The 13,068-nt window shown below is 66.8% G+C and carries 5 protein-coding genes; 3 read left to right on the forward strand and 2 right to left on the reverse strand.

All coding sequences use genetic code 11. From position 1 onward, the window contains the following. Positions 1 to 209: 209 nt before the first annotated feature. From recC to recD, 3 genes are read left to right on the forward strand one after another with little or no spacing between them, the layout of a single operon-like run. Positions 210 to 3,881 (forward strand): exodeoxyribonuclease V subunit gamma, encoded by a 3,672-nt coding sequence (gene recC / locus D7S86_RS17855; RefSeq protein ID WP_240648252.1) that lies wholly within the window; start codon positions 210 to 212, stop codon positions 3,879 to 3,881. Continuing rightward, entirely contained in the window at positions 3,878 to 7,717 is a 3,840-nt protein-coding gene (gene recB / locus D7S86_RS17860) for an exodeoxyribonuclease V subunit beta (protein WP_121088225.1), read from the forward strand. The genes recC and recB overlap by 4 nt, the downstream gene beginning before the upstream one ends. Beyond that, positions 7,714 to 9,873 (forward strand): exodeoxyribonuclease V subunit alpha, encoded by a 2,160-nt coding sequence (gene recD / locus D7S86_RS17865; protein ID WP_205962839.1) that lies wholly within the window; start codon positions 7,714 to 7,716, stop codon positions 9,871 to 9,873. The genes recB and recD overlap by 4 nt, the downstream gene beginning before the upstream one ends. 24 nt (positions 9,874 to 9,897) lie before the next feature. Here the strand turns inward: recD and D7S86_RS17870 are convergent, their stop codons facing one another. Then, complete coding sequence (locus D7S86_RS17870; protein ID WP_121088226.1) at positions 9,898 to 11,739, reverse strand: diguanylate cyclase domain-containing protein; 1,842 nt, start codon at positions 11,737 to 11,739, stop codon at positions 9,898 to 9,900. Next, a complete protein-coding gene (locus D7S86_RS17875) occupies positions 11,736 to 12,815 on the reverse strand; it encodes an ABC transporter substrate-binding protein (protein WP_205962840.1) in 1,080 nt (359 codons plus the stop codon). The genes D7S86_RS17870 and D7S86_RS17875 overlap by 4 nt, the downstream gene beginning before the upstream one ends. Positions 12,816 to 13,068: the final 253 nt, after the last annotated feature.

Consider the following 13,068-nt stretch of genomic DNA (forward strand, 5'->3'; position numbering starts at 1 on the left):
ATCGCGCCGATCGTAGCACGCGAAAATGCAGGCTTCGTGACCTCCCACGCGTGCCGCGACGACCGTACGCCGGGCATGCACGATCGTCGATGCCGCTCCCCGGCCGCTCGCGCGCCGGCGTCCCTGCGCGAACGGTTCCAAGGCGACGCTTGCCTCGACGGCCCAAACCCCGTTAGCCTTTGCCATTGCCCCTTAGACGGAGACTTTGCTTGAGTTCCGATGCGATCGCCGAAGGCCTCATGCTCGTGCACGGCAACCGGTCAGAGCACCTGCGCGACCTGCTGGTCCAGTGGATCAAGCGCTACCCGCTCGCGCCGCTCGAAACGGAAATCGTGCTCGTCCAGAGCAACGGCATCGCGCAATGGCTCAAGCTCGCGCTCGCCGAAGACGTGGCCGACGACGGAGCGGGCGGCTGCGGCATCGCGGCCGCGCTCGACGTGTCGCTGCCGTCGCGCTTTATCTGGCAGGTCTACCGGACCGTGCTCGGGCGCGATGCCGTCGCGGAGGTCTCGCCGTTCGATCGCTCGCGGCTTGTCTGGCGACTTATGCGCGTGCTGCCCGCGCTCGCGCAAGACGCAACGTTCGCGCCCTTGCAGCGATTCCTGCACGCCGATGACGATCGCCGCAAACGCTTCCAGCTCGCCGATCGGCTCGCGGATCTGTTCGATCAATACCAGATGTATCGCGCCGACTGGCTCGACGCATGGGCGCGCCACGACGACGTGCTGATCGACGCGCGCGGCTATCGGGCCGCGCTGCCCGTCGAGCAGGCCTGGCAGCCCGCACTGTGGCGCGCGCTGCTCGCCGACGTGGAGGCGACCGCGTATGCACAGTCGCGCGGCGCGTCGCAGTCCAATGGCGGGCGCGCGGCCGTGCACGCGGCATTCCTCGCCCACGTCGGGCGGCAGGCGGCGCGTCCGAAGGGCTTGCCGCGCCGCGTGATCGTGTTCGGTATTTCGAGCATGCCGCAACAATCGCTCGAAGTGCTGGCGGCCATCGCGCAATGGACGCAGGTGCTCATGTGCGTGCCGAATCCATGCGCGCATTACTGGGCCGACATCGTCGCCGACAACGACTGGCTGCATAGCGCGCGCGCACGTCAGCAACGCCGCGCGGGCATGCCCGACGACCTCGACGAAAACGCGCTGCATCTGTACGCGCAGCCGCTGCTTGCCGCCTGGGGCAAACAGGGCCGCGACTTTATCGGCCTGCTCGACGAATACGACAGCGCCGATTCGCGCGAGCGCTACCGGCCGACGTTCGCGGGCATCGGAAAACGCATCGATCTGTTCGAGCCCGAAGACGCCTCGACGCTGCTCGAACAACTGCAGGACGATATCCGCGATTTGCGGCCGCTGCGCGAGACGCGCGAAACCTGGCCCGAAGTCGATCCCGAATTCGATACGTCGATTCGTTTCCACATCGCGCACAGCGCGCTGCGCGAGGTCGAGATCCTGCACGATCAATTGCTTGCCGCGTTCAACGCCGATCCGACGCTCAAGCCGCGCGACGTCATCGTCATGGTGCCGGATATCGACGCCTATGCGCCGCATATCCAGGCCGTATTCGGCCTGCTCGACCGGGACGATCCGCGTCACATTCCGTTCTCCTTGGCCGACAGAGGGCAACGTCATGCCGATCCGCTGATCGGCGCGCTCGATACCTTGCTCGGTCTGCCGCGTTCGCGGCTCGCGGTCAGCGATCTGCTCGACTTGCTCGAAGTGCCCGCGCTGCGCAAGCGCTTCGCGATCGACGAGGCCGATGTGCCGAAGCTGCGCGCATGGATTCACGGCGCGAACATTCGCTGGGGGCTCGATGCCGAGCAACGCGCGAGCCTCGATTTGCCGCGCGAGGCGCATGACGCGGCTCCACATACCTGGGCGTTCGGCCTGCGCCGCATGCTGCTCGGCTATGCGGTCGGCGACGACGTCGGTCCGTGGCGCGAGATCGAGCCCTATGGCGAGATCGGCGGACTCGATGCCGTGCTGATCGGACCGCTCGTCGAGCTGATCGACGCGCTCGAAACGACGTGGCGTGTATTGCGCGAGCCCGCGACCGTGCCGCAGTGGTGCGAGCGCCTGCGCGCGCTCAGGAACCGGTTCTTCAGCGCATCGGGCAACGACGATGCGCTGACGCTCGCGCGTCTCGATGCCGCGCTCGAAAGCTGGTTCGATATCTGCGACGAGGCTGCGCTCGACGATGCATTGCCGCTTTCGGTCGTCGGCGAATATTGGCTCGCGCAACTCGACGACACGGGACTGTCGCAGCGCTTTTTCGCGGGCGCGGTCACGTTCGCGACGCTGATGCCGATGCGCGCGATTCCGTTCCGGCGCGTGTGCCTGCTCGGGATGAACGACGGCGATTTCCCGCGCATGCGCGTGCCGACCGATTTCGATCTGATGGCGAAGCAGTATCGGCCCGGCGACCGCTCGCGCCGCGAGGACGACCGGTATCTGCTGCTCGAAGCGTTGCTGTCGGCGCGCGAGCACCTGCATGTCTCGTGGATCGGACGCAGCATCAACGACAACAGCGAGCGTCCGCCGTCGGTGCTCGTGAGTCAGTTGCGCGATCATCTCGCGGCGGGCTGGCGTCTCGAAGGCGCTGACGACGATCCGCGCGCCTTGCTCGATGCATTGACCGTCGAGCATCGGCTGCAGCCGTTCAGCGCGGGTTACTTTCCCGACGATCCTCAATTGTCGAGGCTCTTTACGTATGCGCGCGAATGGCGGATGGGATCCGTATCCGACGAAGTTGCAGATGACGGTTTGCACGATGCCGCGGACGACATATCGGGTCACGGCGATCGCCTCGCGCCGCTCGATCGCGATGAACCGCTCTCGCTGCGCGAACTCGCGGACTTCCTGAAACACCCCGTCCGCGCGTTTCTCTCGCAGCGTCTGCGCGTCGCGCTCGACGTCGAAGTGGGCGGTCGCGACGATCATGAGCCGTTCGATCTCGACGGGCTCAAGCGTTGGTCGCTGCAAAACGAGCTGATTCGCACGCAGACAGCGGCTTTGCGCGACGGCGAGGACGTGTCGCAGGCCCGGCGCGCGCGTCTGGATCGGATCCGCCGACGCGGCGATCTCGCGGCCGGCGGCTTCGGCGACATGATGGCCGATGCGCTCGACGAGCCGATGGACGCGTTGTTCGCGACGTATCGCGAGGCGCTCGAACGGTGGCCGCACACCGTCGATGAGGAGCGTGAAGTCCGCTACGCGGAGGCCGACGCGGCACGGCGGCCAGGCGTCGCGGATTGGCTCGGCGCATTCCGGTACGACGATGCGCGCAACGAAGCCCGCGTGCTCATCGAGACGAGCGATCTCGTCAAGGACGGCCGTTTCCGTGGCGATCGGCTCGTCGGGTATTGGATCGAGCATCTCGCGGCGAATCTCGATGGCCGCGCTGTGACGACGGTCGTCGTCAGCAAGAAGGGCGTCGCGGAGTTTGCGCCGCTCGCGCGCGGCGATGCCGAAGCGCAGATCGGAACGTTGCTCGACGCGTGGCGCGAAGGCATGTGCCGGCCGCTGCCGCTCGCGGTGCGCACGGCATTCGATTGGCTGCGCGCGATGGGTGCCGACGGCGGCGGCAAACGCGGCGCGCGCGCGCAAGCCGAGCCGCCCGATGCCGACGCGCTCGCGGCGAAAGCGCGCGCCGTCGCGCGCGTCGCCTACGAGGGCGCGGTGCGCGCGCCGGGCGAAGTCGAAACGAGCGCGAGTCTGCAGCGCGTTTATCCGGACTTTGCTTCGCTGACGTCGAGCGGAGAATTCATGCGCCTCGCTCAGACATTGCTGAGCCCCGTGCTGACGTCGGTCGTGCGCGCGAAGGATCGCGAGGCGGGCGCATCGTCGCCGAGTACCGAAACCGCGGAGGGCGAGGCATGAGCGCCGTGATCCTGCATGACGACCGCGTCGCGGTGCCGCAGCCGCTCGATCCGTTGCGGTTTCCGCTGACGGGCCGCAGTCTGATCGAGGCGAGCGCGGGCACGGGCAAGACGTTCACGATCGCGATGCTCTACGTGCGTCTCGTGCTCGGACACGATGGCGATTCGATCGACGCGGACACGGTCACGGACACGGTGCGCATTCCGTTGACGCCGCCCGAGATTCTCGTCGTGACGTTCACGGACGCGGCAACCAAGGAATTGCGCGACCGCATTCGCGCACGTCTGACCGAAGCCGCCGCGTGCTTCCTTGTGCCGTTCGAAGACGTCGAACCGCGTCCGCGCGGCGAAGACCTGCTTCACGATCTCCGCGACGACTATCCGCCCGAGCGGTGGACCGCCTGTGCGCGCAAGCTCGAACGCGCTGCCGAATCGATGGACGAGGCGGCCGTGTCGACGATTCATGGCTGGTGCAACCGGATGTTGCGCGAGCACGCGTTCGATAGCGACAGTCTCTTTACGCAGTCGCTCGAAACGGATCAGACCGAATTGCTCGCGGATGTCGTGCGCGACTATTGGCGCTGCTTCATGTCGTCGCTCGATGCGCACGACGCGGCGACCGTCGGGGCATGGTGCGCCGATCCCGATGCGTTGCGCGCGAAGGTTCGTGTGCTGCTCGAACACGCTGAAGGACTGGCTGACGGTCTGCCGCCGCGCGATGCCGTCTCGCGCGCCAAGCGCGACGCCGCGCATGCGCTCGCGCAGATCAAGGCGTCATGGCGCGGGTGGATCGACGACATGGAGCGCGACATCGACGCCGCGCGCGATGCGGGACAATTCGCGCCGCGCAAGCTCGCAAAAGCCCACTGCACGAAATGGTTCAATGCGCTGCGAAGCTGGGTCGACGATGAAGCGCAGATCGTGCCGGCGCTCACGCCGACGGCGTGGTCACAGCTTTCCGCGTCGGGACTTCGCAGCGTATGCGTGCGCGGCGAACCGCCGTCGCACGAAGGCTTTGCCGCACTCGAGATGCTCGAGCAGACGCTCGCGGCATTGCCCGACGCGCGCGAGGCCATGCTGTGCCATGCGGTCAAATGGATTGCGCGACGCTTCGCCGACGAGCAGGGCCGGCGTTCGCAGATGGGTTTCAACGAATTGCTGACGACGCTCGATGCCGCGCTGCGCGGCCCCAACGGAGCGCGCCTCGCGAGCGTGATTCGGACGCAATTTCCCGTCGCGCTGATCGACGAGTTCCAGGACACGGACCCGGTCCAGTACCGGATCTTCGATACGGTCTATGGCGATCTCACGCACGACGGCATGGCGCTGATCATGATCGGCGACCCGAAGCAGGCCATCTATGCGTTTCGCGGCGCCGATATCTACACGTACCTCGCCGCGCGTCGCGCGTGCGGCGATCGGCTCTATACGTTGACGCGCAATTTCCGTTCGACGCGCGCTATGGTCGAGGCGGTCAATGCGTGTTTCGCGCTGGCCGAGCAGCGCGCGGACGGGGCGGGTGCGTTTCTGTTCCGCACGCGCGCAGGCAATCCCGTGCCGTTCGTCGAAGTCGACGCACAGGGACGCGGCGAGGCGCTCGTCGTCGATCGCGCGCCGGCTGCCGCGCTGACCGCGTGGTGGCTGCCCGCCGAGCGCGAGAACGGCAAGATCACGAAAGGGGCGTTTCTCGAACGCATGGCGCTCGCGTGCGCATCGGAGATGGTGCGTCTGTTGAACGAGGCTCAGGAAGGCCGCACGGGATTCGCGAGCGGCGCCGGTTTCCGGCCGCTGCGTCCCGCCGATCTCGCGGTGCTCGTCAACAATCGTGGCGAGGCCGATGCGATCCGGACCGCGCTCGCGCGGCGCGGCGTGCGCAGCGTGTATCTGTCCGACAAGGACTCGGTGATGGCGACCGCATCGGCCGCGGAGATTCAGCATTGGCTCGCGGCCTGCGCGGATCCCGACGATGGCCGGCTTGTGCGCACGGCGCTCGCGACGCGCACGCTCGGCCTCGCGTGGGCCGACATCGAAGCGTTGCGGCGCGACGAGCTCGCGTGGGAAGCCTGCGTCATGCGTTTTCGCGCGTATCGCGAATGCTGGCGCCGGCAGGGCGTGCTGCCGATGCTGCGCCGCATGCTGCACGACTACCGCGTGCCCGCGCGGTGGCTCGCGCTGCCCGGCGGCGAACGCGCGTTGACCGATTTGCTTCACGTGTCGGAACTGCTTCAGCAGGCGGCGACCTTGATCGAGGGCGAACACGGGTTGATCCGCTGGCTCGCGGAGGAACGGCAGGCCGCGCTCGGCGAGGGGGCGTCGGCCGGCGATGCGCGGCAGATGCGTCTCGAAAGCGATGACGATCTCGTCAAGGTCGTGACGGTCCACAAGTCCAAGGGCCTCGAATATCCGCTCGTCTTCTTGCCGTTCGCGTGTACGTTCCGCGAAGTCGGCGCGGGCGACGTGCCGCTCAAGTGGCATGACGATGGCGGCGGGCTGCATGTCGAGTTGTCGCCGAGTCCCGAGTCCGTGCTTCTCGCCGATCACGAACGGCTCGCCGAGGATCTGCGCAAGCTGTACGTCGCATTGACGCGCGCGCGGTATGCGACTTGGGTCGGTCTGGCGGGGCTCGACGGCGTGGGCAACAGCGCATTCGGCTATCTGCTCGGCTCAGCCGAATTGACCGAGCCGAGCGCGATCGGCGCGGTACTCGAAGCGCGACTCGGCACGCATACGGATATCGCCGTCGGCGAGGCGCCCGCGGCGAGCGACGCGCGTTACGTGGCGCGCGTGGCGCCCACGCCGACGGGGCACGCGCGAACCTCGGTCGAGGTCGTGCGCGAGCGCTGGTGGATTTCGAGTTATTCGAGCCTCAAGACCGCAAGTGACGGCCACGCGATTGCGGCCGATACCCCCGATGAAGACGTCATGATCGAACTGCTCGATACCGAACCGTTGCTCGACGACGCGTCGCGCAATGCATCGTCGCGCGACGTCCCGGTCGTATCGGCGGCCGTGGCTGACGTGCCGCCCAATACGCCCGCGCTGCCGCCGATTCACGATTTCCCACGCGGATCGGATCCCGGCACGTTCCTGCACGACCTGCTCGAATGGGCCGCGGCCGAAGGATTCAAGCAGATCGCGTCGGACCCCGAGGCGTTGCGCGACGCGGTCGCGCGCCGCTGCAATCTGCGCGGCTGGGAACGCTGGATCGATACGCTGACGCACTGGGTCCGGCGGCTCGTCGAAGCGCCGCTCGCCGTGCCCGGCACGCGCGGGGGCGATCAGGCGGAGATCGCGCCGGCCGTATTGCGGCTCGCCGATCTCGATCTCGGCACATATCTCGCCGAAATGGAGTTCTGGGTCGCCGCGCATGCGGTCGAGACGGAACGCATCGATGCGCTCGTATGCCGCCATACGCTTGACGGCGCGCCGCGGCCCGCGCTCGAACCGTCGCGTTTGAACGGCATGCTCAAGGGCTTTATGGATCTCGTCGTCGAACACGAGGGCCGCTACTACGTCGTCGACTACAAGTCGAACTGGCTCGGTCCGGACGATGCCGCGTACTCGGTCGATCGCATGCGCGCGGAGATCCTGCACGCGCGCTATGAACTTCAATACGTGCTCTATCTGTTCGCGCTGCACCGCTTGCTCAAGCTTCGCGTGCCGGACTACGACTACGACCGGCATATCGGCGCGGCGGTCTATCTGTTTATCCGCGGCGTGGACGCGCCGACGCGCGGCGTGCATGTCGAGCGGCCTCCGAGGGCGCTGATCGAAGCGCTCGATGCGATGTTCGCGCATCGTCAGGAATCGTCGACGGATGCGGGGGTTTTTGCATGAGCGCGCCGACGACCGAGATGGACATCGCCGACCGCCCCGGCATGGAAAGTCATCGCGCGGTGCGCGCGCTGCTCGCCGCGTGGGTCGAACACGGCTGGCTGCGGCGCGTCGATCTCGCGTTCGCCGATTTCCTCGCGCGCGAGGTCCCCGATGCGGCGCCGTTGCTCTTGCTTGCCGCCGCGCTCGCGAGCCATCAACTTGGCCGGGGTCATGCGTGCCTCGATCTCGCGGCCACGCTCGATGATCCCTCGTTCGCCTTGTCGATGCCGCCCGACGATCCGCGGGCCCGCGATCTCGATACGCCCGCGATGCTGCCGTCGAAGGTGCTCGCGCGGGTGACGCTCGCGCAATGGTGTGACGCGCTGTCCGATCCCGCGCTCGTCGCGTCGGGAGCGGGCGATACGCCGCTCGTGCGCGTCGGCGCGCGCGTGTACCTGCGGCGTTACTGGCAATACGAGCAGAACGTTCGGAACGGCATCGCGGCCCGGCTCCGGCAGCCGGTCGCCATGAGCGATGCGGCGCACGCGCGCGGACTCGGTGCGGCGCTCGACGCCTTGTTCGGCCGCGCCGCGCCCGATGCGCCGCGCGCGCGCGCGGATTGGCAGAAGCTTGCTTGCGCCCTCGCGGCGCGCAGCGCGTTCAGCATCGTGACGGGCGGCCCGGGCACCGGCAAGACGACAACGGTCGTCAAGCTGCTTGCGCTGCTCCAGTCGATGGCGATCTCGTCGGGGCACGGCGCAGCCCCTTCGCGCGCATTGCGGATTCGTCTTGCCGCGCCGACGGGTAAGGCCGCCGCGCGCCTGAACGAATCGATCGCGGGGGCGGTCGGCGGATTGAAGCTCGATGCGTTCGAGCATGCCGACGCGATTCGCGCGGCGATCCCCGTCGCCGTCACGACGCTGCATCGCTTGCTCGGCACACGCGCGGATTCGCGGCGCTTCCGGCACAACGCCGATGCACCGTTGTCGCTCGACGTGCTCGTGATCGACGAGGCGTCGATGATCGACCTCGAGATGATGGCCGCGGTCCTCGACGCGTTGCCGCCGCATGCGCGCCTGATCCTGCTCGGCGACAAGGACCAGCTCGCGTCCGTCGAAGCCGGGGCCGTGCTCGGCGAACTCTGCCGGCGCGCCTACGATGCGCACTACACGCCGCCGATGCGCGCCTGGCTCGAGACGATCACGGGCGAGCGGATCGACGATCGGCTCGTCGATCCCGACGGAACCTTGCTCGACCAGGCGGTCGTCATGCTTCGGCATAGTCACCGCTTCAAGGACAGCAGCGGCATCGGCCGCCTGGCGTCGGCGGTCAACGCGGGCAGCGCGCTCGAATTCGAAAAGGTCTGGAAACACGGGTACGGCGATATCGCGATGCTCGATTGCGCGCATGGCGACGATTCGGCATTGCGTTCGCTCGTCGTCGACGGGACGTTCCGATCGCCGCATGCGACAGAGCTTGATTTCACGGCGCCGCGCGACGGCTACCGGCACTATCTCGATCTCATGCGTGAACGCCGTCCCGCGTACGATCCCGATCTCGATGCGCATGATCGACAACGGGCGCACGATGCCTGGGCGCGCGACGTGCTTCGCGCGCACGGCGCGTTTCAACTGCTCTGCGCATTGCGTCGCGGACCGTGGGGCGTCGAGGGCTTGAATCGTCGCATCGAGACGATCCTCGAAGCCGAAGGGCTCATCGACGTCACGAGCGAGTGGTATCTCGGACGTCCCGTGCTCGTCACGCGCAACGATTATGAACTTGGGCTCATGAATGGCGATATCGGCATGACGCTCGACTTGCCCGATGCCGATGGCCGATCGCGGTTGCGTGTCGCGTTCGCCGCGGGCGATGGCACGGATGCGATCAAGTGGGTGCTGCCGAGCCGTCTGCAGTCCGTCGAGACTGTGTTCGCCCTGACCGTGCACAAGTCGCAAGGCTCGGAATTCACGCATGCGGCGCTCGTGTTGCCCGATGCGCCGAGTCCGGTCATCACGCGCGAACTCGTCTATACGGGCATCACGCGCGCTCGCGCCTTCCTGACGCTCGCGAGCGCGGGCGGTCAACGCATCGTGCGTCATGCGCTGCAGGCACAGGTGCTGCGCGCGAGCGGACTCTCCGAGGGGTTCGCGTTCGCGCCGGCAAGCGAGGATCGGTAACGGCGGCCCGATGCCGAACGCGGTTCAGAGGGTGACGTCGAGATCGTTCGATGCAGCCGCGCCGGAGTCCGTGCCGGTACCGGCGCGCGGCGACGCGACACGCTTGCGCGTGCGCTCGCCGGCCGCCGCCGGATCGTCGAGATCGGCATACGCGCGATACGCGCCGCGGCCGTCGCGTGCGAGCTTGGCGGCATACATCGCCGCATCGGCATGCAGGAGCAGCGATTCGGCGTTCATACCGTCAGACGGGTAACGGCTGATCCCGATGCTCGCGCCGACCGTCATCGGTTCGTCGTTGAACAGCACGCCGACGTTGATCGCATCGAGAATCTCGCGCGCGATCCGGGGTTCGGCGTCGTCGGCGCGTGCGCCCCTCGTCAGCACGATGAATTCGTCGCCGCCGAGCCGCGCGACGACGTCGTCGGGTGCAAGCACATCGCGCAGACGCCGCGCGACGGCGATCAGCACGGTATCGCCGGCCGAGTGGCCGAAGGCATCGTTGATCTGCTTGAAGCCGTCGAGATCGACGAATAGCACGGCCAGCCGTTCGCCGGTGGCCGACGCATGCGCGATCGCCGCCTCGAGCTGTTGCATGAACAGCAGCCGGTTCGGCAGATCCGTCAACATATCGTGGCTCGCGAGATGCGCGAGTTCCGTCTGTTTCGAGTGGAGCACGTCGATCTGCGACTTGATCTCGCGACGCATGCGCGCGAAGCATCGCGCGAGCACGCCGATTTCGTCGGTCCGGCGAATCGGCAGCTCGTCCATGGTCTTGTCCGACATGAAATGCGTCGCGGCGTCGGTGAGCCGCTGCAGCGGCTGGGTCAGCGCGCGCGCGAACAGGATCGCGAGCGCGAGGGCGATCGCGCTCGAAATCAGCACCATGTGCACGATGCTCTCGCCGAGCAGGCTTGCTCCCGCGAGCGCGTCGTCGAGCGGCTTCGACAGTCCGAGCACGACGAAACGATTGCCTCCCGCGCCGAGCAACGGCTTGCGGATGAACGTGATGATCCGGTCGCCGGCTTCGCGCGGGTTGTCGAGCCCATTCAGATCGACTTCGTCGCGCGAATGATCGAAGAGCGCGCGCGTCGAGGCGAACGTGTCCTGCACGAGCACGCGGCGGCCTTTCGCGAAGCCGAATGTCTGCGTGCTGTCCGGATGAACGAGAAAGTCCCCCCACTCGTTGGTCAGGTACACGTGGTAATCGCGCGGCAGGTCGCTCTTGAGCATCGCGAGCAGTCCGCCCAGATCGACGTCGAGGACGATTGCCCCGACCGTCGTATCGTGCGCATCGACGATCGGCGCGCCGATGCGAACCGTCGGGCGTCCTTCGGCGAGGTGTGCGCCGTGCTCGTGATTGATCGTGATGTTCGAGACGTAGATCTGATCGCGATTCAACGCGAGCGTATCGAACACGTACGGGAACTGTGCTTTTTCCTCGAGGCCCTCGCCGCCGACGCGGACCGCGCCGGCCGCGTCGCGGTCGAAGCGGATCAATTCGAGCCCGTGGTGCGCGCGCGCAATGAGCCGGATCTGCAGATACTCGGGATGATTCGCCATGAAGCTCGCGAAGACCTGCGCGAGCCGTTCGCGCCCCGGGTTGTCATCCAGGCCGTCATCGATCGATGCGGTCTGCGCGGCCGAGGGCATCGTCGCGAGCACGCGCGCATCAGCGGCGACGTCGCTGATCGAATTCGATAGCCGGCGGCTCAGAAAATCGGTCGACGTACGCAGGCTGCGCTCGGCCTGGTCGACGAGCAGCGTACGGTTCGCGTGATAGGCGTAGTAGCCCGTGAGCCCCGACGCGAGCACGCCGATGAGCGCGAGCAGCACCGACAGTTTGACGGTCAGACCGGAACGGATCATCGGAACGTCTCCGGCCGGTCGCCCGACACGATGCGGTTCCAGAGCGCTTCGCGCTGCGCGCCGTCCTCGACCGGGCGTATCCAGTAGAGGCGCGCGGACGCGTCTGCATCGGTCGACGCGAACACCGTATTCGCGAGCCCTTCGCGTTGCGTGAAGCGACGGGCGACATCCGGGCCGATCATGAAGTCGATCCATTCGAGCGCGAGCTGGGGATGCTTCGAGGCGCGCGTCATCGCCCAGCAATCGAGCCACGCGAGCGCGCCTTCGTCGGGGATCACGTAGCCGACGTCCGCGCCGGCGCGGCGCAACAATTCGACTTGCTGATTACCGTAGTTGCCGAACATCAGCGCGACCTTGTGCTCGACGAAGAGACTCGCCGCGTCTTCGGGCACCGTGTAATACGTGAGCAGATTGCGCCGCAGCGCGATCAGGCGGTGCGTGACGGTGCGCATCTGTGCCGCATCGAGATCGAACGGGTCGTGATAGCCGAGCGCGAGCGCCGTGAACGAGTAATTGTGCTGGGCGCTATCGAACGTGAGCACCTTGCCCTGATAGCGCGGATCCCAAAGGGCATTCATCGAGCGCGGCGCGACCGGAATCTGCTTGCGATCGTAGATGAGGCCCATCGACGAATACGTGAACGGAATGCCGTAGGCCCGCGTCCCGCTCGTGAGACCGTCGATGCTCGACAGCGCGCGGAAGCGCGGCAATTGATGCTGTGTGTTGGGCAGCGCGGCGAGATCGAGCGGTGCAAGGACCTGTTCGCGCGTGTAGCGCTCGATTTCGGCCGTATTCGCGGCGAGGACGTCGAATGGGCCCGTCGACGCCGTGCCCGGATTCAATTGGGCGTGCAGCGCTTCATCGGAATCGACGACGGTGACTTCGACTTTCGCGTGATACCGCGCCTCGAACGCTTTGACCGTCGTTTCGTCGGCATAACCGGGCCAGGCGAGCACGCGCAGCGTATCCTCCGCGTGCGCGGGCGCGCATGCGGAAAATGCGAAGAGCGCGGCGCCGATCGCCGCCCAGACGTGCGCGGCGAAGCTCAGCGGCTTCTTGAAGCAGCTCCAGCGCATGTCAAACGTCCTTTGCAAACCGTAAATTCCATCGCGCCCTACCGTCATGCGGCGCAAACCGATCCAATCCGCTGCGTCATGCGTCGATCCTCGACGAAGGCGTACAACCGATTTCTATTTCAATAACGGCGTCGCGCAACGAATCTTTAAGCGCATGCAGGAGCGTCATACGTGTTCGCGCGAGTGTTGCGCGACGTTGCAATGCGGAAATGACGGCAAACGTGAAGTGCGCGCGACGTTAAGCGTCGCCGCG

Origin of the sequence: Pararobbsia silviterrae, from assembly GCF_003628125.1 — a bacterium.
GTDB lineage: Bacteria > Pseudomonadota > Gammaproteobacteria > Burkholderiales > Burkholderiaceae > Pararobbsia > Pararobbsia silviterrae.